Source organism: Herbaspirillum lusitanum (assembly GCF_026127345.1).
GTDB lineage: Bacteria > Pseudomonadota > Gammaproteobacteria > Burkholderiales > Burkholderiaceae_D > Herbaspirillum > Herbaspirillum lusitanum.
The window spans coordinates 17,267-42,952 of the sequence record NZ_QXFG01000003.1 but is presented as its reverse complement, the minus strand read 5'-3'; the positions used below and the strand labels follow the sequence as shown (position 1 = coordinate 42,952).

At 61.3% G+C, this 25,686-nt stretch carries 24 protein-coding genes; 10 read left to right on the top strand and 14 right to left on the bottom strand.

The window, feature by feature from the left end:
• Positions 1–44: 44 nt before the first annotated feature.
• Positions 45–1,208, top strand: a complete 1,164-nt coding sequence (locus tag DXT88_RS01425; RefSeq protein ID WP_265211200.1) for an anhydro-N-acetylmuramic acid kinase — start codon at positions 45–47, stop codon at positions 1,206–1,208.
• Between the two features lie 30 nt (positions 1,209–1,238).
• Here the strand turns inward: DXT88_RS01425 and DXT88_RS01420 are convergent, their stop codons facing one another.
• From DXT88_RS01420 to mpl, 9 genes are all read right to left on the bottom strand, one after another.
• On the bottom strand, positions 1,239–1,694 hold the full coding sequence (locus tag DXT88_RS01420) for a glycine zipper 2TM domain-containing protein (protein ID WP_265211198.1): 456 nt from the start codon (positions 1,692–1,694) through the stop codon (positions 1,239–1,241).
• Positions 1,695–1,897: 203 nt separating this feature from the next.
• Positions 1,898–2,863 (bottom strand): magnesium/cobalt transporter CorA, encoded by a 966-nt coding sequence (gene corA / locus DXT88_RS01415; protein WP_265211196.1) that lies wholly within the window; start codon positions 2,861–2,863, stop codon positions 1,898–1,900.
• A 177-nt stretch (positions 2,864–3,040) separates the two neighbouring features.
• The gene (mtgA, locus tag DXT88_RS01410; protein ID WP_016834275.1) at positions 3,041–3,796 is read right to left on the bottom strand and encodes a monofunctional biosynthetic peptidoglycan transglycosylase; all 756 of its coding nucleotides are present in this window, start codon (positions 3,794–3,796) and stop codon (positions 3,041–3,043) included.
• Positions 3,797–3,883: 87 nt separating this feature from the next.
• A complete protein-coding gene (gene aroE, locus DXT88_RS01405; RefSeq protein WP_265211193.1) occupies positions 3,884–4,699 on the bottom strand; it encodes a shikimate dehydrogenase in 816 nt (271 codons plus the stop codon).
• 21 nt (positions 4,700–4,720) lie between these two features.
• The gene (locus tag DXT88_RS01400; protein WP_265211191.1) at positions 4,721–5,611 is read right to left on the bottom strand and encodes a TonB C-terminal domain-containing protein; all 891 of its coding nucleotides are present in this window, start codon (positions 5,609–5,611) and stop codon (positions 4,721–4,723) included.
• 47 nt (positions 5,612–5,658) lie between these two features.
• Positions 5,659–7,716: a ribonuclease catalytic domain-containing protein gene (locus tag DXT88_RS01395; protein ID WP_265211190.1), complete on the bottom strand. Its 2,058-nt coding sequence runs from the start codon at positions 7,714–7,716 to the stop codon at positions 5,659–5,661.
• Positions 7,713–8,300, bottom strand: coding sequence for a chorismate--pyruvate lyase family protein (locus DXT88_RS01390; RefSeq protein WP_321161091.1), 588 nt, complete (start codon positions 8,298–8,300; stop codon positions 7,713–7,715). The genes DXT88_RS01395 and DXT88_RS01390 overlap by 4 nt, the downstream gene beginning before the upstream one ends.
• A complete protein-coding gene (locus DXT88_RS01385) occupies positions 8,300–8,914 on the bottom strand; it encodes a YqiA/YcfP family alpha/beta fold hydrolase (RefSeq protein WP_265211188.1) in 615 nt (204 codons plus the stop codon). The genes DXT88_RS01390 and DXT88_RS01385 overlap by 1 nt, the downstream gene beginning before the upstream one ends.
• Positions 8,911–10,311 carry a UDP-N-acetylmuramate:L-alanyl-gamma-D-glutamyl-meso-diaminopimelate ligase gene (mpl, locus tag DXT88_RS01380; protein WP_265211186.1) on the bottom strand — a complete coding sequence of 467 codons (1,401 nt, stop codon included), beginning with the start codon at positions 10,309–10,311 and terminating at the stop codon, positions 8,911–8,913. Before mpl ends, DXT88_RS01385 begins: the two co-directional genes overlap by 4 nt.
• Positions 10,312–10,399: 88 nt before the next feature.
• Here mpl and DXT88_RS01375 point away from each other — a divergent pair, with 88 nt between their 5' ends.
• From DXT88_RS01375 to DXT88_RS01335, 9 genes are all read left to right on the top strand, one after another.
• On the top strand, positions 10,400–11,029 hold the full coding sequence (locus DXT88_RS01375) for a hypothetical protein (protein WP_265211184.1): 630 nt from the start codon (positions 10,400–10,402) through the stop codon (positions 11,027–11,029).
• Positions 11,026–11,559 carry a TlpA family protein disulfide reductase gene (locus DXT88_RS01370; protein ID WP_016834268.1) on the top strand — a complete coding sequence of 178 codons (534 nt, stop codon included), beginning with the start codon at positions 11,026–11,028 and terminating at the stop codon, positions 11,557–11,559. The genes DXT88_RS01375 and DXT88_RS01370 overlap by 4 nt, the downstream gene beginning before the upstream one ends.
• 76 nt (positions 11,560–11,635) lie before the next feature.
• On the top strand, positions 11,636–12,073 hold the full coding sequence (gene aroQ / locus DXT88_RS01365) for a type II 3-dehydroquinate dehydratase (RefSeq protein ID WP_016834267.1): 438 nt from the start codon (positions 11,636–11,638) through the stop codon (positions 12,071–12,073).
• 107 nt (positions 12,074–12,180) lie between these two features.
• Positions 12,181–12,648: an acetyl-CoA carboxylase biotin carboxyl carrier protein gene (accB, locus tag DXT88_RS01360; protein WP_265211179.1), complete on the top strand. Its 468-nt coding sequence runs from the start codon at positions 12,181–12,183 to the stop codon at positions 12,646–12,648.
• A 134-nt stretch (positions 12,649–12,782) separates the two neighbouring features.
• Positions 12,783–14,162: an acetyl-CoA carboxylase biotin carboxylase subunit gene (accC, locus tag DXT88_RS01355; RefSeq protein WP_016834264.1), complete on the top strand. Its 1,380-nt coding sequence runs from the start codon at positions 12,783–12,785 to the stop codon at positions 14,160–14,162.
• A 53-nt stretch (positions 14,163–14,215) separates the two neighbouring features.
• Positions 14,216–15,130 (top strand): 50S ribosomal protein L11 methyltransferase, encoded by a 915-nt coding sequence (prmA, locus tag DXT88_RS01350; RefSeq protein WP_016834263.1) that lies wholly within the window; start codon positions 14,216–14,218, stop codon positions 15,128–15,130.
• Positions 15,131–15,218: 88 nt separating this feature from the next.
• Positions 15,219–16,514 carry a DUF3426 domain-containing protein gene (locus DXT88_RS01345; protein ID WP_265211173.1) on the top strand — a complete coding sequence of 432 codons (1,296 nt, stop codon included), beginning with the start codon at positions 15,219–15,221 and terminating at the stop codon, positions 16,512–16,514.
• Positions 16,515–16,610: 96 nt separating this feature from the next.
• Positions 16,611–17,546 (top strand): carbohydrate kinase family protein, encoded by a 936-nt coding sequence (locus DXT88_RS01340; protein ID WP_016834261.1) that lies wholly within the window; start codon positions 16,611–16,613, stop codon positions 17,544–17,546.
• Positions 17,547–17,593: 47 nt separating this feature from the next.
• Positions 17,594–18,142, top strand: a complete 549-nt coding sequence (locus DXT88_RS01335; RefSeq protein ID WP_016834260.1) for a peroxiredoxin — start codon at positions 17,594–17,596, stop codon at positions 18,140–18,142.
• 126 nt (positions 18,143–18,268) lie between these two features.
• On the opposite strand, the gene DXT88_RS01330 is transcribed toward DXT88_RS01335, so the two are convergent.
• The 5 genes from DXT88_RS01330 to ampD form a co-directional block, all read right to left on the bottom strand.
• Complete coding sequence (locus DXT88_RS01330) at positions 18,269–18,811, bottom strand: YggT family protein (protein WP_265211171.1); 543 nt, start codon at positions 18,809–18,811, stop codon at positions 18,269–18,271.
• 229 nt (positions 18,812–19,040) lie between these two features.
• Complete coding sequence (locus DXT88_RS01325) at positions 19,041–19,757, bottom strand: histone H1-like DNA-binding protein (protein WP_265211169.1); 717 nt, start codon at positions 19,755–19,757, stop codon at positions 19,041–19,043.
• Positions 19,758–20,261: 504 nt separating this feature from the next.
• Complete coding sequence (locus DXT88_RS01320; RefSeq protein WP_029363445.1) at positions 20,262–21,452, bottom strand: ribonucleotide-diphosphate reductase subunit beta; 1,191 nt, start codon at positions 21,450–21,452, stop codon at positions 20,262–20,264.
• Positions 21,453–21,599: 147 nt separating this feature from the next.
• Entirely contained in the window at positions 21,600–24,572 is a 2,973-nt protein-coding gene (locus DXT88_RS01315) for a ribonucleoside-diphosphate reductase subunit alpha (protein WP_265211167.1), read from the bottom strand.
• Positions 24,573–25,073: 501 nt separating this feature from the next.
• On the bottom strand, positions 25,074–25,682 hold the full coding sequence (gene ampD / locus DXT88_RS01310; protein WP_265211165.1) for a 1,6-anhydro-N-acetylmuramyl-L-alanine amidase AmpD: 609 nt from the start codon (positions 25,680–25,682) through the stop codon (positions 25,074–25,076).
• Positions 25,683–25,686 lie beyond the last annotated feature (4 nt).

Sequence of the window (25,686 nt, the reverse complement as noted above, 5' to 3'; positions counted from 1 at the left end):
GGAATCGCTGTAAAATTGCAGCGACTCCATCACCGGTTTTTTTTATGTCCGCCGAACTCTCCTCACCGCAGCGCTCCGCGTCTTCCTCCCTTTATATCGGGCTGATGTCCGGCACCAGCCTGGACGGCGTCGACGGCGTGCTGGCCTCGCTACCCGACGACGGCCAGCCGATGGCGACGCTGGCGACGGCCTACGTGCCGTTCCCGCAAGATTTGCGGGCGGCGCTGATGGCCTTGCAGGCCAACGGCGAAAATGAATTGCAGCGAGAAGCATTGGCGGCGAATCAGTTGGCCAATCACTACGCGCAATGCGTGGCGCAACTGCTTGAAAAAAGCGCGATCCCTGCGGCCTACATCCGCGCGGTCGGCGTGCACGGGCAGACCATCCGCCATCGCCCCGAGCTCGGCTACACGCGCCAGACCAATAACCCCAGCCTGCTGGCCGAACTGTGCGGCATCGACGTCATCGCCGACTTCCGCAGCCGCGACGTTGCCGCCGGCGGCCAAGGCGCACCGCTGGTGCCGGCCTTCCATCAGGCGGTATTTGGCAGCGACAACGACATGCGCGTGGCGGTCAACATCGGCGGCATCAGCAACATCAGCATCCTGCCGGCCGGCAAGCAAGCCGCCACCTCAGGCTTCGACACCGGTCCCGGCAATGTATTGATGGATGCGTGGATCGCGCGACATCAGGGCCAAAGCTATGACGCCGATGGCGCCTGGGGCGCTTCGGGAAAGGTTAATGCAACCTTGCTGGCGGCTTTGCGCAGCGACGTCTATTTCGCGCTGCCACCGCCCAAGAGCACCGGCCGCGACCTGTTCCATATTGAATGGCTGGAAGCGCGTCTGGCGGGTTTCCCGCCACTGTCGCCGGTCGACGTGCAGGCAACGCTGACCGCCTTCACCGCCACCACCATCGCTGACGCAATCGTCGCCCATGCACCTGCTGCCGCAGCGCTGTATGTCTGCGGCGGCGGTGCTTACAGCGGGTATTTGCTGGAATTGCTGGCGCAGGCCTTGCAAACCGGCGCGGGCCGCACGATTCCGGTCATGTCGACCGAAGTGCTGGGCGTGGCGCCGAATCACGTGGAGGCACTGGCCTTCGCCTGGCTGGCGCAACGTTTTTGCCTGCGCTTGCCGGGAAACCTGCCGGCCGTCACCGGCGCTCGCGGCCTGCGCGTATTGGGCGGACTCTATCCCGCGCAGTAGGCGCAGCAGTTACCGCAGTAGTGACAACCCTCAATATCGATACACGCGGCCGCCGTCCACGCGAACACGGTCGCCCGCGCGCAGATTATCGGTGCTGTCTTGCGCGAAACTCTGGATGGAGCCGTCGTTCATGCGCACCCGGATATTGTAGACCTCGCGTCCGCTGTGATTCTTTTGCACCTGGTTGCCCACCACGCCGCCGCCCACGGCGCCGGCCACTGTGGCTGCGGTCCGGCCCGAGCCGCTACCGATCTGGTTGCCCAGCAGCCCGCCTACCACACCGCCAACAACGGCGCCGCCCACACCATTGCTTTGCTGATGGCTGACCTCGATATCTTCGATGACTCCGGTATTGGCGTTGGAATAGGCCGGTGGCGGATTGCCTCCCACCGGGGCCGAACGATAATCCGGTCCGCCGGCACAACCGTTCAGCAACGCGAGCATGCTCAAGCCGACCACGAGCAGGGAAATGTAATGGTGTCTCATGCCGATATCCTTTATGCATCCGTGCCCTTTGCAAGGCGATGGATCCATTGTTCCCCGGTCACCCCGGAGGCGGCATCGGCAAACGACGCAAGTTGCTGTCAGACATCGCCTCATGCTGCGGCGCGAGGACGCAACAACGCTGAGGTTCGCGGAAGAAGAGAGAGGATACCGGCGCGCTGGCGCCGGGCGCGCTCAACGGACGATCAGTTGAGCCAGCCGCGCCGGCGGAAATACCAGAACGGCGCGATGGCCGAAGCAATCATCATGGCAATCGCCAAGGGATAGCCCCCGGCCCAATGCAGCTCCGGCATCCAGTCGAAGTTCATGCCGTAGATGCTGGCGATCAGCGTCGGCGGCAGGAAGGCCACCGAGGCCACCGAGAATATCTTGATGATCTTGTTCTGATTGATGTTGATGAAGCCGACGGTGGCGTCCATCAGGAAGTTGATCTTGTCGAACAGGAAGGCAGTGTGGCCGTCCAGCGATTCGATGTCGCGCAGGATCTGGCGCGCATCCTCGAACTGGTCCGAATTGAGCAGGCGGCCGCGCATCAGGAAACTGACCGCGCGGCGCGTATCCATCATGTTGCGGCGGATGCGGCCGTTCAAATCTTCTTCGTGGGCGATGGCGTTGAGCACTTCGGCGGCGGCCTGGTCGGACAGGCTTTTCTTGAGCACGCTGTGGCTGACCGTTTCGAGCTTCTGGTAAATGCCTTCGAGCGCGTCGGCCGAATACTCGGCGTCGGTTTCGTACAAATCCAGCAGCACGTCGCGGTAGTCGCCGATCGAACCGGGGCGCGAACGGGCGCGCATGCGCACCAGGCGGAACACCGGCAAGTCTTCGGCATGCATGGAAAACAGGATGTTGCGCGCCAGGATGAAGGCCACGGTCATGGTGGCCGAGGTGTCGTCATCGCCTTCAAACAGGAAATCGGTGCGCAGGTGCAGGTCGCCGTTCTCGGCTTCGAAATAGCGCGCCGAGGCTTCGATGTCGCTGAACTCGTCTTCGTCGGGCAGCGTTACGCCGTAGATGCTCTTGACCCAGGCGCGCTCGTCGTCGGTGGGCTCGGTCAGGTCGACCCAGACTGGCGCAGCCGTTTCCAGATCGCTGCGGCTGTCGATGTTGACCTGGTTCAGTCGACCGTTCTGCAAAACAAAAACATTAATCATGTGATCTCACTGTCAGGACAAGACGACTGAAGATGCTGGCGGGCCGGTTAACAAAACTTGCAGAAACTTGCAGAATCGACATGCACTGCAATGGGGCCGCCCGCGAAACGAACGCAAGTGTACGTTTTAGCTCCACGGCAGGCAAGCACGTTCCTGCAGCGGCGACGTCCGGGCGATCTATTTCTTCGCTGCAGACTTGGCGACCGGCTTGGTGGCGGGCTTTTCCACCGGTTTGGCCGGCGGCAGTTCGGCTGCGTTCATGCGGCGCAGGATCAGGCCGGTGCGATTGGCGAGGTAGGCCGAGCCGGGATTCTTGTCGTAAAAGCGCGGCCGCGGCAGCATCACCGCCAGGCGCGCCGCCTGGCTGGGACCGAGATTGGCGGCGGGCGCGCCATAGTAATGCAGCGAGGCGGCTTCGGCGCCGAACACGCCGTTGCCCCACTCCACCACGTTGAGATAGATCTCGAAGATGCGTTGCTTGTCCATCAGGAACTCAAGCATGTAGGTGATGATGAATTCCTGCGCCTTGCGCAGGTAGCTGCGTTCGCCCGACAGGAACAGGTTCTTGGCCAGCTGCTGGGTGATGGTCGAGCCCCCGGCCACCACCTTGCCCTTCCTGGTGTTCTTTTCGTACGCCTTTTGCAACGCATCCCAGTCGACGCCTTCATGCTCGGAGAAGTTGGAATCCTCCGACGCGATGATGGCGCGCTTGAGGTTGTTGGAAATGCGGTTGTACGGCACCCACTTGAATTGCAGCTGCGCATTGGGATTCTTTTCCTGCAGCAGCGACAACTGGTGGCGCATGAAGCTGGTGGAGCCGGGATTGTGGTCGACCCACCACCAGATCTGCACGAAGAAATACAGTTGCAGCAGAAACAGCAAGGTGATCGGCAGGACGATCAGCCACAGGAACAGCTTGCGCAGGAGCTTCATTTTCTGGTGTTGTTATCTGAGTTTGGCGTTATGCGGAGAAGCGTAGTCGGTGCAGCGCAAAGTCGCAAGCGGGGGGCTGCGACTTCGCTATTGGCTGAGTTGCCGGCGCAACGCGGTAAATACCCCGGCGGTCTCCGGACGCACGCCGCGCCACAGCAGGAACGCTTCGGCAGCCTGCTCAACCAGCATCCCCAGGCCGTCGCGCGTGACCGCGCCGTGGCGATGGGCGAACTCCATGAACACCGTGGGCTGCTTGCCGTACATCATGTCGTAGGCCAGCGTGGCGCCGGAAAACACGCTCGCCGGCAGCGGCGGCACGTCGGCATCGAGACTGGCGGAGGTCGCGTTGACGATGACGTCGAAGCTGCCTTGCAAGGTAGTGAATCCGGCGGCGTCGAGCGCGCCGAAGCCGGCGAATTGCGTGACCAGTTCCTGTGCCTTGACATGCGTGCGATTGGCGATGGTCAGCGTGGCCGGTTGCTGCTCCAGCAAGGGCAGCAGCGCGCCGCGTGCGGCGCCGCCGGCGCCCAGCAGCAACACGCGCTTGCCGGCCAGCGGGACGCCGGCGTTGTGCACGATGTCTGCCACCAGGCCGGCGCCGTCGGTGTTGTCGCCGAGGATCACGCCGCCTTCGAATTTGAGTGTATTGACCGCGCCGGCCAGGCGCGCGCGTTCGGTCAGGCGATCGGCCAGTGCATGGGCGTCGAGCTTGAACGGCACGGTGACGTTGGCGCCCTTGCCGCCGTTGGCGATGAACACCTTGACCGCTGCCTTGAAGCCTTGCAGCGGCGCCAACAAGCGCTCGTAACTCAACTGCTGAGCGGTCTGCGCGGCGAACTGCGCGTGGATTTCAGGCGATTTGCTATGGGCAATCGGATTGCCGATGACGACGTATGCATCCATGGTGCCGGCCTTCTTGTGTTCTTAGTTGGAACTGCTCAAATCGGTTTGCAGCGTCTCATCGCGCGTAAAGCGGAAGCGCGTGATGACTTCCCAGATGTCATCCTTGCCGCCGGTGGTGCGCATGTTGTCGGGGAAGCGGCCGAACGGCGCCGAGCGCCGCACGATGGTCAGCGCCGCCGCGTCCAGCGCCAGGTTGCCGGAACTGCGTTCGACCCGCACGCCGCCTTCCTTGTCGTAAATGCTGCCGTCCTGGTACACCGGAATATAAATGACGAGCTCGCCGTACAGCTTCCTGCCGTCCCGCTGCGGGAAATTCAGCGTGCCGATTTTTTCGATCTTTTCCTGCAGCGCCTTGTAGTACATCGCGTAGCCGGCTTCACGCGTGCGCGCGGTAATCTGGGTCTTCTTCGGCCGCTTGTTGTATTCCTCGATGTTCTTGGCGACTTCGGCTTCCATGCGCGCGACCGCCTTGGCGGTGTCGAGCAGGTCCTTGGCATTCAACTGCGGCTGCACTTCCTTGTGCGGCTCGCGCTCGGGCGTGGCGACCACGGGCGCGTTCTTGTTCATCTGCGCGAGGATCTTCTGCTGCTGCGCTTCGAGCTCGGCCACCTTGCGCTGCGCCGCCTTGACGCTGTCGCCGGTTTCGACCTTGCGCATGTCCGGCAAGGGCGACTTGGCGCGGCCCTGGTTGGCGTTGCCGCCGCCGTCGAGATTGGCTTGCGCGATCGCATCGGCCTTGACCGGCGCCTTGTCGTGCTTGGCGTTGACCAGGATCACTTCCAGCCCGGGATCGGCCGGCTTGAGGCGGAACGCGTCCGGCGCGGCAAACCGCACCGCCAGCAAGGCCGCGTGCACCAGCACGGACCCGGCGATGGCGATGGTCAAAAAGCGGTTTTCAGCGAAAAATTTCACAGGCGCATGGACAAAGAATAAAACGCGATTTTACGACAAAGACCGGCTCATTCCGCAGCGGAAGGTGCGCCTGCGGTTTGGTCGCCGGCGGCAGGTTCGGCCTCGCCGGCCTCATCCGCAACAGGCTCGTCGGCAGCATTCTTCATGCCGTCGAGCAAGGCTTCCTCTTCTTCGTCCATCGGCTCTGCGCCCTCAGCCGGCTGCGCGGCCGGGATGTCCAGCAGGCGCGCCTCCACCGTCAGGTCGACTTCATCCCAGCGCAGCAGATCGAGCTTGACCTGCAGGCCGCGTGCGACCTGCGGCATGCCCGGCAAACGAATCACCAGCGGGATGTCGACCAGACGCAGGATTTCGTCCTTGAGCACGACGGCGTCGACCTGGCGCGCTTGCTCTTGCGCCAGCCAGCGCAGGCACCAGTAGCGTTCCATGCCGGACTGGAAGTCGGCATAGCCGGAGTACGCCGAGTCGAAACCGGAGACGATCGCGAACAGGTCGGCGTCGCGGGGCTTGAACGGCGCCGCCAGCGGTGCGGTCACGCCGTGCTCGAGACAGGCCAGTATCTGCCATTGATTGACCAGGTCGGTATAACGACGCAGCGGCGACGTGCTCCACGCGTATTGGTCGACGCCCAGCCCCTGATGCGGCGCGGCGTGCGTGACCATGCGCACCTGCATCTTGGCGGCCCAGCCTCCGGCCCCTCCGCCCTGTGCGCGATAGATGCCCGGCACGCCGTGGTCAGCCATGAACTTGCCCCAGGTGCTGTTGGCGAAGATCATCAGCTCGGCGACGATCTTGTCGAGCGGCGCGCCACGCTTGCGGCGCGTGATGGTGACGACGTCGTCATCAACGTAGAAGTTGAAATCGACGCGATTGTTCTGTTCCGGCCGCAGGCCGAAACTTTCGCGCTTGGCCATGCGGCCCTGTTCCAGCACCTGCACCCATTGCCACAGCAGCGTGATGTCGTCCTTGTGCGGATACTCGCCGCTGTTGTTCGCCAGTGCCTCTTCCGTGACCAGCGCGTCCAGATCGTTGTGGCGCAGGTTGGCGGAAATCGGCACGATCTCGGCGCGCGTCTCGGTCGAGATCACCGACCAGTCAGCCGGATTGAGCGTGGCGTAGAGCGACAGCGCCGGGCAGTTCTTGCCTTCGTCGAGCGTGAAGGCTTCGACCAGCACGTCGGGCAGCATGGTGATCTTTTCGCCAGGCATGTAGACGGTCGACATGCGCTGGCGCGCGATCGCGTCGAGCGCATCGTCGCGCTTGATGCCGAGGCCGGGTGCAGCGATATGGATGCCGACGCGCACATTGCCGTCGGCCAGCCTGACCACCGACAGCGCATCGTCGATTTCGGTCGTGGTGACGTCGTCGATGGAGAACGCCTGCACGTCGGCCAGCGGCAGATCCTTCGGCACGGCCGGGATCGTCACTTCAGGGAAGCCGCTGCCTTTGGGGAAAAACTCGAACAGGAACTTGGCGTAATGCAAATCCTTGGGCGAAGCGAGACCGCCGGTTTGCAGCATCAGGCGCTGCGGCGTGGTCTGCAATTCCTTGCAGGCAGCGTCGAGGGCCTTGAATTCGATGCTGTTCTTGTCGGGACGGAACAGCAAGGTCAGCGCCAGCGGTTTGAAGGACTCGGGCAACTTGCCGGCTTTCAACTCGTCGACGTATTGCGCCTGCACCAGCGCCTGCTGCTTCTTCTTTTCCAGACCGGCCTGAGCCGCCTGCAGCGAAGCCAGCGGCGCCGCCTTGTAGCGGCCCTTGCCCTTCTTGTAAAAATAAATCGGCGCCGAATGCAGGCGCAACAGCAGGCCGGCCGCTTCGTGCGGCAGCGGCGCGTGGCCGAAATACTCGGTGCCCAGTTCGGCGAAACCGAACTCGTCTTCGCCTGCGACTTCCCACAGGAAATCGAGGTCGATGTCCTGCAGGACGGCTTGCGCCTCCTCCAGCAACTGGGCCGGGGCCGGCGATGCGAATTGCAGCATCACGTCCTTGGACTTGACCTTGGTGCGCTTGCCGGAAGCCATTTCGACCTGATAGGCCTCGCCTTGCTGCGACAGCACGGCGCCAGCCTTGAAATCGCCGGATTCTTCAAAAAATAAATTCATCGGGTGCTTGCTTGCGTATTCAATGCCATCAGTTTGCTGAGGGCGGGTAAAAAAACATCGGTCACCAGCATGACGCTGCCGTGGCGACGGAACAGGGAGCGGCGCGCATACAGCGGTAGCTGAGGCGGCAACTTGGAACGGAGATCAATCACGGTGCCGATGCGGCGCACCAGCGGATGATTGGCATGCAGACGCGCGTACTGCAGCGGCGCGCGCGTGACCAAAGGATCGGAAAACAAGCTGGCGCCCAGCGGCCGCACGCCGAGATGGCGGAAGAACGGCCATGCCGAGGCCGATGCCAGCGGCGTCACCGTATGTCCGAAGATCACCGGTTCGCCGTCGCAATACAGAATCACGTCGCGCTCTTCGACCGGCTGGCGCGGCGTTGCCAAACCGAGAAATCCTGCCTCGTCGGCTTGCGCATTGCCGGGACGCTGACGCAGGCGCAGCACGCGCAATTCATTGCAGCGGGCGCGCAGCTTGAACGTCATCGAACCGGGATCGGTCAGCCATGCGCGCAACTGCGGCGCCGGTTGCAGCGCATTGGCATGATCGAACCAATGCGCGTGGGTCTTCTTCATCATCAGCTTAGCGCCTCGCCGCCGTCTTGCAAGGCGTTCAGCGGATCCGGCGAGATGCCGCAAAACGCCAGCACGCTGTCGGCATGATCGGCGAATTCGGCGATGCCGTGGTCGCTGCCCTGGATCACGGTCTGCCGTGCACCGGGGTAATGCGCCACCATCTCGCGCCAGTCCAGTACTTCGTCGCCGGTGGCGGCGATCAGGAAATAACGTTCGGGCCGGGTAATCTTGTCCACCGCCAACGCGCGCAATTCGTCGATATAGGCGTGCTTGAATTCGAACGGCTCGTCGGAATGGTAATGCGTGGTCACGCCGACGTAGGATTCCAGATCGCGCGGCGGCTTGACCGCGGGATTGAGCAGCACGGCGCGGCAGCCCAGGTGTTCGGCCAGCCAGGTGGCGTAAAAGCCGCCCAGCGAGGAGCCGATCACGGTCAGTTGTTGCGGCGGAAATTGTTCAGCGTAGTCCAACGCCAGCCGGATCGCCTCGGCGGGCGAAGCCGGCAGTTGCGGGCAGTAGTACTCGTCAGCCCGTCCCAATGCCTGCAAGCGCTCGGCCATGTGGCGCGCCTTGAAGGAATGCGGCGACGAGCGGAAGCCGTGCAGGTACAAAATCATGCCAGCGCGTCCAGCAGCTTCTGATGGACGCCGCCGAAACCGCCGTTGCTCATGACCAGCACATGGTCGCCCGGACGCGCCGCCTGCTTGATGGCCTGCACCAGCGCGCCGAGATCATCGAAGGCGCCGGCCTTTTCGCCCAGCGGCGACAGCGCCTGCGCCAGGTCCCAGCCCAAGGCCTCCTTGCCCGAGCCCTTGGCGCCGTAGCCGAACACCAGATCGGCATCGGTCAGGCTGGCCGGCAAGGCGTTTTTCATGGTGCCCAGCTTCATGGTGTTGGAGCGCGGCTCGAGCACGGCGAGGATGCGCCCGCCACCGTCCTTGCCGATCTTCTTGCGCAAGCCGGCCACCGTGGTGGCGATGGCGGTCGGATGATGGGCGAAGTCGTCATAGACGGCGATGCCGTTGACGGTGCCGCGCAGCTCCATGCGGCGTTTGACGTTTTCGAATTTTCCCAGGGCGGCGATCGCCTGCGCAGCCGGCACGCCGACGTGACGCGCGGCGGCGATTGCCGCCAGCGCGTTCATGCGGTTATGCTCGCCGGTCAGCGACCAGTTGACCGTACCCTGCGGCACGCCGTTGAAGCCGATGTCGAAGCTGCCGTCGTCACGCGTCTCCAGCGACCAGCCGCTTTGGCCAGGATTGACGCCGAAGTTCTCATGCTCGCTCCAGCAGCCGCGCGCAATCACGCGCTCCAGCGCCGGCTCGCGGCCGTTGACGACCAGCCGGCCGATGCCGGGTACGGTGCGCACCAGATGGTGGAACTGGGTTTCGATCGCGGTCAGATCGGGGAAGATGTCGGCGTGATCGTATTCCAGGTTATTCAGAATCGCAGTCCTGGCGTGGTAGTGCACGAACTTGCTGCGCTTGTCGAAGAAGGCGGTGTCGTACTCGTCGGCTTCGATGACGAAGAAGATGGAGTCTTGCTTCTTGCCGTCTTTCATGCCGGACAAGCGCGCCGAAATGCCGAAGTTCATCGGCACGCCGCCGATCAGGAAGCCCGGCGCGTAACCGGCGTCTTCGAGGATCCAGGCCAGCATCGCCGAGGTGGTGGTCTTGCCGTGCGTGCCGGCCACCGCCAGCACCCATTTGTCGCGCAGGATGTGGTTGCCCATCCATTCCGGGCCGGATACGTAAGGCAGTCCGCGGTTGAGGATTTCTTCCATGAGCGGGTTGCCGCGCGAGACCACGTTGCCGATGACGAACAGATCGGGTTGCAGCTTGACTTGCCCGGGATCAAACCCCTGGATCAACTCGATGCCCTGCGCCTCCAGCTGGGTGCTCATCGGCGGGTAGACATTGGCGTCGCAGCCGGTGACCTTGTGGCCGGCTTCTTTCGCCAGAACCGCCAGACCGCCCATGAAAGTGCCGCAAATGCCGAGGATGTGAATGTGCATAGTGAATCTTGATAAGGAATCCCGGGATTTTACCTGAGCCGGCGGCCTCGCCGGGCGATAACTGCACGCCCGGAGTATTATTGCGGCCATGCACCAAACTGATATCGAACTCCTGCGTGCGGAAATCGCCGCGGCAGCCGCCCGCATGATCGCCGAGGACGGCGCCGATTACGCCAGCGCCAAGCGCAAGGCGGCGCGCCAGATCCTGGGCGACGCCAAAACGCGTGGCGAGATCCTGCCTGATAACACGCAGATCGAAGACGAAGTACGCGCGTATAACGAATTGTTCTTCGGCGACACCCAGCCGGCGCGGTTGTTGCACTTGCGGCAACTGGCGGTGCAGGTGATGGAGGAACTTGCGCGCTTCAATCCCTACCTGACCGGCGCCGTGCTCAACGGCACCGCCGGCGAGCATTCGGACATTCATTTGCAATTATTTACGTCCAGCGCCAAGGACGTGGAGATTTTCCTGCTGAACAAGAACGTCAACTTCGAGGTCAGCGAGAGCAATCATTTCAAGGGCGGCCAGGCGATGGTGGAGACGCTGAGCTTCCTGCTGCCGCAAAAAGGCCGGGCGCCGGAAGGCGTGCACCTGGCCGTGTATGATGTCGACGACCTGCGCGGCGGCGTGCGGACCGCGTCAGGGAAACGCACTGCGCGCACCGAACGCGCCGATATCGACGCAGTTCGACGTCTCATCGTGGAAGAAGACTCATGAAAAAGCGAAATTACCTGCTGTTTGTGCTGATTGCGATCATCGCCGCCGGTGTCGGCGTGTATACCAGCCACAAGCAAAACCAACCCGCCCCGCAAACCCCGGAAGCGCGCGCCGTCGCCAACCTGTTTGCGCAGACCATGCCCGACGCCGCCGGCAAGCCGCAAGCCTTGTCGCAATGGAAAGGCAAGCCGCTGATCATCAACTTCTGGGCCACCTGGTGCGCACCTTGCGTCGAGGAAATGCCGGAACTGGCGGCGCTGCAAGCGGAAGTCGCACCGGTGCAAATCATCGGCATCGGCGTTGATTCCCAGGAGAACATCGCGCAGTTTGCGGAAAAATTCCATATCTATTATCCTCTCTATGTTGCCGGAACCGGCGCCACCGATCTGCTGCGGCAGTTCGGCAATCAGGCCGGAGGTCTTCCCTTCACGGTCCTGGTGGGACTGGACGGCAACCTGAAAAAGGTCTATCTTGGGCGCCTGAATTTTGATGAGCTGCGCCGCGACCTCGCCTCCCTCAAAAACATGTAAATTAAAGTTTTTCTTGCCAAATGAAGTCATTTGACGGCAAAATGCGCGCATCGTCGTCAAACGGAGCTTTATCTCCATGGCAATAAACCTTCTCCTCCTCAATGGGCCCAACCTGAATCTGCTGGGCTCGCGGGAGCCTGAAGTCTACGGATCGACCACCCTGGCTGACATCGAGCAGCGTGCATCTGAGCAAGCAAGCAAAGCCGGTGCGCGCCTGAGCGCTTTCCAGAGCAACCACGAAGGTGCACTCATCGACCGCATTCATGCCGCCCGCAAGGAAGGCGTGGACGCCATCGTGATCAATCCGGGCGGACTCACCCATACCAGCGTGGCATTGCGCGATGCGCTGGCGGGCGTGGCCATTCCTTTCGTCGAAGTGCATATCTCGAATATCCACCAGCGCGAGGAATTCCGTCACTTTTCCTATCTTTCCGGCATCGCCAAGGCCGTGTTGTGCGGCTTCGGCGTCGATGGTTACCGGCTGGCGATTGATCACCTGCTGCTGCAGCCATAAGGATCCCGTCCCATTCTTTTCTATCCGCATCGCCATGTTGCATGGAGCAGGAGGCGATGATGGCCCAATCAACTAGTTATATCCCTATTTAATACTGAGGAATTCACATGGATTTACGGAAACTCAAAACCCTGATCGATCTGGTCGCGGAATCTGACATCGAAGAGCTGGAAGTCACCGAAGGCGAGAGCAAGGTCCGCATCGTCAAGTCGTCGGCCACACCGCAAAATCAGGTCGTGATGATGCAGCCTCAGGCAGCGTATCCGCAAACCCTGCAAGCCGGCGCCGCGCCGGTTGCCCCGGCTGCCGCAGCAGCGCCGGTCGCGCCTGCCGCACCGGAAGGCCACATCGTCAAGTCGCCGATGGTCGGCACCTTCTATCGCTCCTCCGCTCCGGGCGCTCCGGCGTTCGTCGAAGTCGGCAAGGAAGTCAAGGAAGGCGAAACCATCTGCATCATCGAAGCAATGAAGCTGCTCAATGAAATCGACGCCGACAAGGCCGGCGTGATCAAGCAGATCCTGGTTGAAAACGGCCAACCGGTCGAATTCGGTCAACCTCTGTTTGTGATCGGCTAATCCTGCCAGAATACGGATGCATGTCCGGCGCGCCTGCCTGCGCAAGCTCATGGCAGGCGGATGCGCCGGCCATCCCTGGCGGATCTGGTTACCTGTTTGTAAACGCTTGACTATTGGCGACGCACATCCCTCATATGTTTGAAAAAATCCTTATCGCCAACCGTGGCGAAATCGCTCTCCGTATCCAGCGCGCATGCCGTGAAATGGGCATCAAGACCGTGGTCGTGCACTCCGAAGCGGACCGCGAAGCGAAGTACGTGAAGCTGGCGGATGAATCGGTCTGCATCGGCCCGGCTCCTTCCGCGCTCAGCTACCTGAACATGCCGGCGATCATCAGCGCCGCTGAAGTGACCGACGCCCAGGCGATCCATCCGGGCTATGGCTTCCTGTCGGAAAACGCCGACTTCGCCGAGCGCGTCGAGAAATCCGGCTTCGTCTTCATCGGCCCGCGTCCTGAAAACATCCGCATGATGGGCGACAAGGTGTCGGCCAAACAAGCGATGATCCGCGCCGGCGTGCCGTGCGTGCCCGGTTCGGAAGGCGCCTTGCCCGACAATCCGAAAGAGATCGTGCAGGCTGCACGCAAGATCGGCTACCCGGTCATCATCAAGGCGGCAGGCGGCGGCGGCGGTCGCGGCATGCGCGTGGTGCATACCGAAGCAGCGCTGATCAACGCCGTCACCATGACCAAGACGGAAGCCGGCGCAGCGTTCGGCAATCCGGAAGTCTATATGGAGAAGTACCTGGAGAATCCGCGCCACGTGGAAATCCAGATCCTCGCCGACGAACACAAACAGGCCATCTGGCTGGGCGAGCGCGATTGCTCGATGCAGCGCCGCCACCAGAAGGTCATCGAAGAAGCGCCGGCGCCGGGCATCCCGCGCAAGATCATCGAGAAGATCGGTGAGCGCTGCGCCGAAGCCTGCCGCAAGATGAACTACCGCGGCGCCGGCACCTTCGAATTCCTGTATGAAAACGAAGAGTTCTACTTCATCGAAATGAACACCCGCGTGCAGGTCGAACATCCGGTCACCGAAATGATTACCGGCGTCGACATCGTGCAGGAGCAGATCCGCATCGCTTTCGGCGAAAAGCTGCGTTACCGCCAGCGCGACATCGAGCTCAAGGGCCACGCCATCGAGTGCCGCATCAACGCCGAAGACCCGTTCAAGTTCACGCCGTCGCCGGGTCGCCTGACTGCATGGCACGTGCCGGGCGGTCCTGGCATCCGCGTCGATTCGCACGCCTACGCCGGTTACTTCGTGCCGCCGAACTACGACTCGATGGTCGGCAAGGTGATCTCCTACGGTTCGACCCGCGAACAGGCGATCCGCCGCATGCAGATCGCGCTGTCGGAAATGGTGGTCGAAGGCATTTCGACCAACATCCCGCTGCACCGCGAGTTGATGGTGGATGCCCGCTTCATCGAAGGCGGCACCAATATCCACTATCTCGAGCACAAGCTGTCGGAGCGCCCGACCGCGCCGGCGGCTGACAAGCCGGTGAAGAAATAAGTTGAAGCAGTAAGTTGAAGAAGTAAGTTGAAGAAGTAAAGGCAAAGAAACCGATGGGCTGGACCGAAATTGTCATTCAAGTCACGCGCGACCAGGCTGAGGCGCTCTCCGACGCCTTGATGGAGTCCGGCGCGCTGTCGGTTTCGGTGGAAGACGCCGACGAAGGCACCGTCGCCGAGCAGCCGCTGTTCGGCGAGCCCGGCATGGAGCCGACCGAAGCGGCGTGGGAACGCAGCCGCGTGGTCGCTTTGGCCGACGTCGATGCCGACCACGCGACCATCGTCAACGACGCCGCCAAGGCGATTGGCCTGGACTACGCCCTGCCGTTCGCCTTGCGTTCGGTGGAAGAGCAGGACTGGGTGCGCCTGACGCAATCGCAATTCGAGCCGATCCACATCGGCAAACGCATCTGGGTGGTGCCGAGCTGGCACGATGCGCCGGAACCTGATGCGCTGGTGCTGGAGCTTGACCCCGGCCTGGCCTTCGGCACCGGCAGCCATCCGACCACCCGTCTATGCATGGAATGGCTGGAGCAGCATGCCGTCGATGCTGCGACAGTGCTCGACTACGGCTGCGGCTCCGGCATCCTGGCGCTGGTCGCCAGGAAACTCGGCGCGCAGCACGTCATCGGCGTCGACATCGATCCGCAAGCGCTGGAATCGGCGCGCTTCAACAGCGAGCGCAACGCCTGCGACATCGAGTATCACCTGCCGGAAGCCTTCGTCCGCAGCTATCCCGAGAACCAGACCTTTGCCATCGTGGTCGCCAACATCCTGGCCGGCCCGTTGCAACTGATGGCGCCGATGCTGGCCGGTCGCGTGGCGCCGGGCGGTTCGCTGGTGCTGTCGGGCGTGCTGGATCGCCAGGCGCAGGACGTCATCGCCGCCTACGCACCTTACCTCGAACTGAGCGTATGGGCCGAGCATGAAGGCTGGGTCGCCCTGGCCGGCCGCGCGCCGACGGTGTAAGCATGCAGCACGGCTTCGTCCATCGCCGATACAACCGTGCCGGATCAATTCCGGCGCCGGCCCGCATCACTCCCGACGAGGTCCGCTGATGGCGCTGGCGACCCAATGTCCCTTCTGCCAGACGACATTCCGCGTCGCCCAAGATCAGCTCAAACTGCGCGGCGGCCTGGTCCGCTGCGGCGCTTGCAAGGAAGTCTTCAACGGCAACGACCACCTGGTCGCCCCCGAAATCGCCCAGCAACTGGTAGTCGCGCCGTCGTCGCCTGCCGCTCCTCCCCGTTCCACTGAATCCGCAGAGCCGCATGCGCCGCTCGGCTGGCCGCCTTTGCCGGGCTCGCCGCCGGTGCCGCCAGTGCAAGTTGCGACTGCCCCGACGTCTCCTGCAGCAGAACCATCCGCGCCGGCAGCACCACCGCCATGGATGGCCACGGCCAATCTGTCCGCCGCCTTCGCCAGCATTGCAGCGGAAACCAACGACGCCCCTTGGGGTGCGCCGCCGGTGCCGAAGAACGAGGCGCCGGATGCTGCGCCGGCGAGCGCGCAAGAGACCACGCCTGAACCAGCGCCGATGGTGTCGTTTCCGCTGCCGGGCTCGCCCACGACCGCCCCGGCTTCTGCCGACAATGCGGCGTCGCCGCTTGCCGCACCGGACGCCAGCATCAACACGCTGACACAGGCCTTGTCGTATCCGATTCCACAGACCTCTTCCGTCGCGCTGACAGACGTCGGCGCTTCTGAAACGCAGGCTGAAGCGGCAGCAGTTCTCACACCGAAACAGCAAGCTCACGAAGAGCCCGACGCAGAAGAAGAACTTGCAGAGGAGGAGGAAGAAGCCGAAGAGACTGAAGACGACGAAGACGCCCCCGCCTTCGTCCAGAAAGCCGAACGTCGCGAGCGCCTGGGCCGGATCGTCCGCGTCGTCATGATCGTCGGCGCCGTCATCCTCGGCATCGCGCTGTTGCTGCAGGCGACTTATGTCTGGCGCAACACCATTGCCGCGTGGCTGCCATCGACGCGACCGTTGCTGGCGGCCGCCTGCGCGCCCTTGCATTGCTCCGTGGGCCTGCCGACCAGCATCGACCAACTGGTGCTGGAGTCGAGCGAACTGCAATTGGTGCCGCCCAATCAGAACATCTACGCCTTGTCGGCGCTGCTGCGCAACCGCGGCTATGGCGCGCAGGCGTGGCCTTATCTGGAACTCACGCTCAACGATGGCGATGAAAAGGCCATCATGCGCCGCGTCTTCACGCCGCGCGAATACCTGGGCTCGACGAAACTGGTCGACAGCGGCCTGGCCGGCGAAGGCGAACAGCAGATCAAGCTGACCTTCGAACTGACCCAACCCGCTGCATCGGGCTACCGCATCTATCTGTTCTATCCCTGATTCCGAGGATCCCGCAGGCCACGCGCGGCAACAAAAGGCGCAAAGACGGCAGGATTCTTCTACAATGCTGCATTCCCAACTTTTCCAGACTACGCCATGAGTTCACTGATTTGCGGCTCGCTCGCCTACGACAACATCATGCAATATGACGGCCGCTTCTCCGAAGCGCTGCTGGCCGATCAGCTGCACAAGATCAACGTGTCCTTCCTGGTGCCGACCATGCGCCGCGAATTCGGCGGCTGCGCCGGCAACATCGCCTACAACCTGAAGCTGCTCGGCGGCGAACCGGTCATCATGGCCACCGTCGGCCAGGACAGCGCACCGTACCTGCAACGCTTCAAGGATCTCGGCATCTCTACCGACAGCATCCGTGTGATCGACAACTCGTTCACCGCGCAATGCTTCATCACCACCGACGCGGGCAGCAACCAGATCACCGCTTTTCACCCCGGCGCCATGACCTTCTCGCATGAGAACAAAGTCGCCGACGCCGGTGCGGTCAAGTTTTCCATCGTGGCGCCGGACGGTCGCGACGGCATGTTGCAGCACGCCGAGCACAGCGCCCAGCAAAATATTCCGCTGATTTTTGATCCGGGCCAGGGCCTGCCGATGTTCAGCGGCGACGACCTGAAACATTTCATCGAGCTCGCCACCTATGTCGCAGTCAACGATTACGAAGCCGAGTTACTGACCACACGCACCGGCCTGAACCTGGAGCAGATCGCCCGGCAAGTCTCGGCGCTGATCGTCACGCGCGGCGAACTGGGTGCAGAGATCTACGCCGATGGTCAGAAGATCGACATCCCTTGCGTGCCGGCCGAGACCATCGCCGATCCGACCGGTTGCGGCGACGCCTTCCGCGCAGGCATGCTGTTCGGCCTGGAAAAGGGCATGGACTGGGCCACCATCGGCCGCCTGTCCAGCCTGATGGGTTCGATCAAGATCGCTTCGCAAGGACCGCAGAATCACGCCCCCACGCTGGCCGAAATCGACGACCGGTTCCACAAGGCCTTCGGTTACCGCTTCGCCTGATCGCACCTGGCGCAGCCGCAGGGCGCCGCTCATTGAAAGGATTGATCATGAAACGCCTCGTTTCCACGCTCCTCATCTCATGTGCGGCATCCCTGCTGGCGACACCCGGCGCCATGGCCGCGCTGAAAGCGGGTGACAAGGCGCCGGACTTCACGGCGCAGTCCTCGCTCGGCGGCCAGGTATCGACGTTCTCGCTGGCCGATGCGCTCACGAAAGGGCCGGTGGTGCTGTACTTCTATCCCGCCGCCTTCACCACCGGCTGCACCATCGAAGCCCACTTGTTCGCCGACGCCATCGACCGCTACAAGGCGCTCGGCGCCACCGTGATCGGCGTGTCTAACGACAAGATCGAAACGCTCAATAAATTTTCCGTGAGCGCATGCCGCAGCAAGTTTGCGGTGGCTGCCGACACCGACCAGAAGATCATGAAGGCCTATGATGCCGTGATGATGATCAAGTCGGATTACGCCAGCCGTACGTCCTACGTTATTACTCCGGACCATGCCATCCTGTACGAATACAGCAGCATGAACCCGGACAAGCACGTCGAAAATACGCTGCAGGCGCTACAGCAATGGGCAGCCAAAAAGAGGTAAAACAGACAAAGCAAGAAGGCAGAAACAACAAAGCCGGCGATGGTTTCCCATGCCGGCTTTGTTGCGTCTGATGCGTCTGATGCGTCTGATGCGTCTGAGGCATCGGGGCCCAGGCCACTCTTTGTTTTATCCGATCGACAGGATCAAAGTGCTGACCAGGCGCACCGCAATTTGCAGCAGGATCAACGCTGCCAGCGGCGACAGGTCGACGTTGCCGATCAGCGGAAGGACCTTGCGCAGCGGACGCAGCAAAGGCTCATTCAGCGCGCGCACGAACGGCGCGAGCGGTGCATACGGATTGACCCAGCTGAAGATCGCTTCGATGATCAGCGTGGCCATGAAACCGTAGAAAATCCATTGGAAGAACCGCACCAGCGAGAACAGAATGATGGGCTGGAAATCAAACCCCGAGGCGAATCCCAGCGCCGCAATGATCGACAGCAATACCACCAGGAACGCGCCGACCAGGCTGGCCCAGTCATAACCGCCCACTCCGGGAAAAATCCTGCGCAGAGGCTTCACCAGCCAGTCCGACAGCTGGAACACGAACTGCCCCACCGAAGCCGGCGGGCGCACCTGCACCACCTGCATCCAGAAACGCAGCAACAGCACCCCGGCGAGCACGCTGGCGATGGCGTCAACGATCAACATGAAAATGCTATGCAACACGGTCACTCTCCATAAGAAGCTGTTTGCTTATCGATCTCCGCCCCGCGGAGGCCCTCTGGTGCACATACTAAACCATGCAGCCGTTTTCCCTATGTGGGGACGGCGAATAATTAAAAAAGACCAAGATGCCCGGTCGGCCCTCACCGTGCAGGCAAAAAAAACCGCTGCATGAACGAGTCACACAGCGGTATTTTTGCACCTGATTACTCAGGCGCCAGGCCAGGTCCGATTAAGGACGTGTTGTGCCTGTTGGGAACGGCCAAGCTGCTGCCGGGTTCAGCACAGTCTTCACAGCAGGAGCTGCTGCAGCGGCTGGCTTAGCTGCCGGCTTTTTAGCCGCAGGCTTGGCGGCTGCCTTCTTGGCGACTGGCTTCTTCGCTGCTGGCTTGGCTGCTGCCTTGACGGCCGGCTTTGCAGCAGGCTTGGCGGCTGGCTTCTTGGCCGCTGGCTTGGCGACTGCCTTCTTCGCGACTGGCTTCTTCGCTGCAACTGCCTTCTTAGGAGCTGCTGCCTTCTTCGCCACTGGCTTCTTCGCTGCTACCGGCTTCTTCGCTGCGACTGCTTTCTTGGCGACTGGCTTTTTAGCGGCGACTGCCTTCTTCGCTACTGGCTTCTTGGCTGCAACTGCTTTTTTAGGAGCTGCTGCTTTCTTCGCCACCGGCTTCTTCGCTGCTACCGGCTTCTTCGCTGCGACTGCTTTCTTGGCGACTGGCTTTTTAGCGGCGACTGCCTTCTTCGCTACTGGCTTCTTGGCTGCAACTGCTTTTTTAGGAGCTGCTGCTTTCTTCGCCACTGGCTTTGCTGCTGCCTTGGCTACTGGCTTCTTGGCGGCGACTGCCTTCTTAGGAGCTGCTGCCTTCTTGGCTGCAACCGGCTTCTTAGCGGCGACCGCTGGTTTCTTTGCAGCCGGTTTCTTGGCTGCTGGTTTCTTTGCTGCTGTTGCCATTTTGTTTCTCCTTCTTCACGTGATGGAAAAAATCAAGCTTGATTTAAGAAACCCGTCTGTACCATCGCGATGATGCAGGCGGATTATTCATCGGCACAAGCAAGCTTCTGCTTGCGCTAATGAATTCGGCACCAGCTGAACTGCTGCATCCCCTCATGTATGCAGCACTTCAGCTATCTTGGCTGGACCTCTGCCCCGCTTGTCCAGGGGCTCAGAGCCTCGTTTCGCGCCTTCGCGAACGTCACAACCAAAAAAAACGCCAGCGGATTACACGCTAGCGTCAGGAATACGATTCCCGAAAAACCTTCAGGTTTTTCAAAGGAAAAGCCGCCTGACCCGACTTGATCGAGTTAAGCGGCGATAACAGAGAAGATCGTTTCGGTCTTTTACTGTTCATTAAATTTGGTGAAAGCCTTCCGTTTTTGGCAGTCGGATATCTTGCAAGCTATCCGACCGCTGTGTGCCTCACAGATCTCGCTGAAGAGCATTGACGAGATGGGCACATCATTCCCAGTTAAGCGCGCCTCCGGTTTGATACTCGATGACTCGGGTTTCGAAGAAGTTGCGCTCCTTCTTCAAATCGATCATCTCGCTCATCCACGGAAACGGATTTTCTTCTTGCGCGAACAGCGGATCGAGTCCGATTTGCTGTGCGCGACGATTAGCGATGAACCGTAAGTAGCCTTTGAACATCGGCGCATTCAAACCTAGCACGCCTCGCGGCATTGTATCCTCTGCGTAACGATATTCCAACTCTACGGCGCTTAAAAACAACGATTTAATTTCGTTTCTGAATTCCGGCGTCCACAAATGCGGGTTCTCCATCTTCACCGTGTTGATCAGATCGATCCCGAAATTGCAGTGCATCGATTCATCGCGCAGGATGTATTGATACTGTTCGGCGGCGCCCATCATCTTGTTCTGGCGACCCAGCGCAAGGATCTGCGTGAAGCCGACGTAGAAGAACAGGCCTTCCATGATGCAGGCGAAAACGATCAGCGACTTCAGCAGCTTCTGGTCGTTCTCGGTGGTGCCGGTGGTGAACTGCGGATCGGTCAGCGTGTTGATGAACGGGATCAGGAACTCGTCCTTGTCGCGGATCGACTTCACCTCGTGATAGGCGTTGAAGATCTCGGCTTCGTCCAGGCCCAGCGACTCGACGATGTACTGATAGGCGTGGGTGTGGATCGCTTCTTCAAACGCCTGGCGCAGCAGGTACTGGCGGCATTCCGGCGCAGTGATGTGGCGGTAGGTGCCGAGCACGATGTTGTTGGCGGCGAGCGAGTCGGCGGTGACGAAGAAACCGAGGTTGCGCTTGACCAGACGGCGTTCGTCTTCGGTCAGGCCGTTCGGATCTTTCCACAGTTCGATGTCGCGCTGCATGTTGATTTCCTGCGGCATCCAGTGGTTGGCGCAGCCGGCCAGGTACTTGTCCCAGGCCCATTTGTATTTGAACGGCACCAGCTGGTTGACGTCGGTGTGGCCGTTGATGATGCGCTTGTCGGCGGCGTTGACGCGGCGGGTCACATCAACCGGCGCTTCGTCTTTGGTAACCAGAGCAGGATTCAGGGCCACGTCGGAAAACTGCGGACGTGCATTTACGGCGGCCGATTGCAATTGAGGCTGAGGCGTTTGCGAGGCGTGCGGCGCGGATGGTGCCGGCGTCGCCTTCACTTCATCATCCCAAGAGAGCATTTTTTGATCCTTTACTTTATTTACTTTTGACGTCCCGGCGCGGCCGGGATGTGATTTGTGACATTGATTCAGGCGCCCCGTTCATCTTCCGGAGAAGACTGCCGCCGGACTTGCCGGCGGCGGTGGCCTGAATTTACTGCGTTTTGGTTACTGGCAAGCTTCGCACTCTTCAAAACCATCATCGCCGGGACGCAGGTAGCACGCGGCGCCGTCGGCTTCGACTTCTGCCGCCGCCACGGTTGCCATGCTGGCTGCAGACGCCGTCATCGATGCCGGCGCAGAAGCTGCCGCTGCACTGTGGCTGACGCCGCCATCCACCGCCACCGCGTTCAGCGCGCCGGTCTTGGAAGTCGACTTCTCGGTATGCGTCGCGCCGATGGTGCGGAGGTAGTAGGTGGTCTTCAGACCGCGCAACCATGCCAGCTTGTATGTTTCATCCAGACGCTTGCCCGATGCGCCGGCCATGTAGATGTTCAGCGATTGGGCCTGATCGATCCACTTCTGACGGCGCGATGCAGCTTCCACCAGCCAGGACGGTTCGACTTCGAAGGCGGTGGCGTAGATATCGCGCAGGTCTTGCGGGATGCGGTCGATCTTGGCCAGGCTGCCGTCAAAGTATTTCAGGTCGGAAATCATGACTTCATCCCACAGGCCGCGCGCCTTCAGGTCACGCACCAGGTACTCGTTGATTTCGGTGAATTCGCCGGACAGGTTCGACTTCACATACAGGTTCTGGTAAGTCGGTTCGATGCAAGCCGAGACGCCGATGATGTTGGAAATCGTTGCCGTCGGCGCGATCGCCACGCAGTTCGAGTTGCGCATGCCGAACTCGGAAATGCGCGAACGCAGTGCCGACCAGTCCAGCGTTTCGGACATGTCCGCTTCCAGATAGCCGCCGCGTTCCTGCGCCAGCAGCTTCAGGGAGTCTTGCGGCAGGATGCCGCGATCCCACAGCGAACCGCGGTAGGAGCTGTAACGGCCGCGCTCTTCCGCCAGTTCGGTCGATGCCCAGTAAGCGTAGTAGCAGACGGCTTCCATCGAACGATCGGCGAATTCCACTGCGTCCATCGAAGCATAAGGCACGCGCTTCATGTGCAGGCAGTCCTGGAAGCCCATGATGCCCAGGCCGACCGGACGGTGGCGCAGGTTGGAATCACGTGCCTTCTTGACGGCGTAGTAGTTGATGTCGATCACGTTGTCGAGCATGCGCATTGCCGTGCGGATGGTCTTTTGCAGCTTGGCGTGGTCGATCTCGCCATTGACCAGATGGGCCGGCATGTTGACCGAACCCAGGTTGCAGACGGCGATTTCGGATTCGTTGGTATTCAGGGTGATCTCGGTGCACAGGTTCGAGCTGTGGACCACGCCGACGTGTTGCTGCGGCGAACGGATGTTGCATGGGTCCTTGAAGGTGATCCATGGGTGGCCGGTCTCGAACAGCATCGACAGCATCTTGCGCCACAGGTCCAGCGCAGCAATCTTCTTGAACAGCTTCAGTTCGCCGCGTGCGGCCTTGGCTTCGTAGCCGGTGTAGGCTTCTTCGAAGGCCTTGCCGAACTTGTCGTGCAGGTCGGGCGCATCGGATGGCGAGAACAGGGTCCACTCGCCCTTTTCCATGACGCGCTTCATGAACAGGTCGGGAATCCAGTTGGCGGTGTTCATGTCATGCGTACGGCGGCGGTCGTCGCCGGTGTTTTTACGCAGGTCGAGGAATTCCTCGATATCCATGTGCCAGGTTTCCAGGTAGGCGCAGACCGCGCCCTTGCGCTTGCCGCCCTGGTTGACCGCCACGGCGGTGTCGTTGACCACTTTCAGGAACGGCACCACGCCTTGCGACTTGCCGTTGGTGCCCTTGATGTGCGCGCCCAGCGAACGGACCGGGGTCCAGTCGTTGCCCAGGCCGCCGGCGTACTTGGCCAGCAGCGCGTTTTCCTTGATGGCTTCGTAGATGCCGTCCAGATCGTCGGCAACGGTGGTCAGGTAGCACGACGACAGTTGCGAACGCAGGGTGCCCGAGTTGAACAGGGTCGGGGTCGAGCTCATGAAGTCGAACGACGACAGCAGGTTGTAGAACTCGATGGTGCGCTCTTCGCGGTTGATTTCGTTGAGCGACAGGCCCATCGCGACACGCATGTAGAACGCTTGCGGCATTTCGATGCGGGTGCCCTGGATGTGCAGGAAGTAACGGTCGTACAAAGTCTGCAGGCCGAGGTAGCCGAATTGCAGGTCGCGCTCGGGCTTGATGGCCTCGGCCAGCTTGACCAGATCGAACTGGGCCAGCTTGGAGTCGAGCAGGTCGGCGGCGATGCCCTTCTTGATGTACTTGGCGAAGTAATCGAGGTACTCGGCCGGCGCGTCGGCTTGCGCCACTTCCTTGCCGAATACTTCCTTGCGGATCGTGTGCATCAGCAGGCGCGCGGTGACCTGGCTGTAGGCCGGGTCTTTTTCCATCAGCGCGCGGGCAGCCAGGATGGCCGACTTGTGCAGCTCTTCGACCGGCACGCCGTCGTACAGGTTCTTGACCGTTTCAGCCAGGATGGCGTCGGCGTCAACGTGCTTTTCCAGGCCGACGCAGGCGGCGGTGATCAGGGTGCGGACTTCGTCGAGGTCCAGCAGGCGGCTCTGGCCGTCTTCCACCACATGCAGTTGCGGGGCGGCGAAATCGGTCTTGGCGGCGCTGCCTTGTTGCTGGGCGCGCTCTTCCATGCGCTTGGCGCGGTACAGCACGTAAGCGCGGGCGACATCGTGTTCGCCGGAACGCATCAGCGCCAGTTCGACCTGGTCCTGGATGTCTTCAATATGGAAAGTGCCGCCGGTCGGCTGGCGACGCACCAGCGCCGACACGACGCTGGTTGTCAGTTGCTCGACCATTTCGCGCACGCGCGCCGATGCCGCGCCCTGACCGCCGTTGACGGCGAGGAACGCCTTGGTCACCGCGATCGAAATCTTCGATGGTTCAAAACCGACCACCGCGCCGTTGCGGCGGATGATTCTGTATTCGCCCAGACCGGAAGCCGGCTTGATCAGCTGCGACGACGTGGTTTCGTCATGATTGCCTGCGGCGGGAATGACGCCAAAATCTGTGGGGGATTTAGCGGAAATTTCTTGAGTAGAGCGCACTGAGCCTCCTAAAACTGTGATTGATGGGCAGCAAAAACTGCCCGCGTTGCCAATAGAACCTTCTCTCTATATAGATACTGAAACGAAGAGAGGTTCACGAAATACCGGGAACAGGACGACATCAATGCCGCTGTCTATGCGCAGCCGCCTGGTTGCCACCTGTTCCGAACTGTTAAATAAAAGCTGAAAAACCTGAAAAATCTGAGATGAGAGGACTGCCGAGACATCGTTTGAATTGTTGCTTGCCTCAAGACCCGTCACCTTCAATGGAGCCCAACCGTGAAGCCCAACTCTGCCGAACCTGCCGGGCCCCTCTTGAGAGCCTGATCCGGCGCTTTATACGTACCGCAGCGAACCGTGAACAGCTACTTCCAACCCGACGACCGACTAAAGATTTACTTACCAAAAACACTACATCTAGTCCCAAAGGAATGATTGAGACTAATTCTAGTGTCTGCAATCGTCAGATGCAACCGCTATTTCTGGATATTTTTATATGTTTTACGCTTGACTTCCGCTACCCCCAGCAGGGAAGCGCAATTGCGCTTGTTCTACAAGGCAATAGAAATTTTTCCGGAATCTCGCCCAGTCGAAAAATGGACCGGGGTCGGTCTTGCGACCGGGAGCGATGTGCTCGTGACCGGCCACATCGGCCAGCGGATAGCGCCGGTACAGGGCATCGGTGAGCGCCGCCAGCACTTCGTACTGAGGCTCGGTGAAGGGCTCGAAGTCGGTTCCCTCGAGCTCGATGCCGATGGAAAAGTCGTTGCAGCGCTCTCGCCCATTGAAGCTGGACACTCCGGCATGCCAGGCACGGTCATTGGCCGAGACGAACTGGATCAGGCTGCCGTCGCGCTGGATGACGAAATGGGCCGACACCCGCAAGGGACGCAACTGGTCGAAATACGGATGGGCATCGCAGTCCAGCCGGTTGCAGAACAGATCGCCGATGAACGGTCCGCCGAACTGGCCCGGCGGCAAGCTGATGTTGTGGATCACCAGCAGCTCGGCCGCCACGCCTTCGGCGCGCGCGTCGAAGTTGGGCGACGGCTGGCGGTGCGCCTGGCCGCACCAGCCGTCGGCCGCGATGTCCAGGAGCGGCGCCGGCATGTTC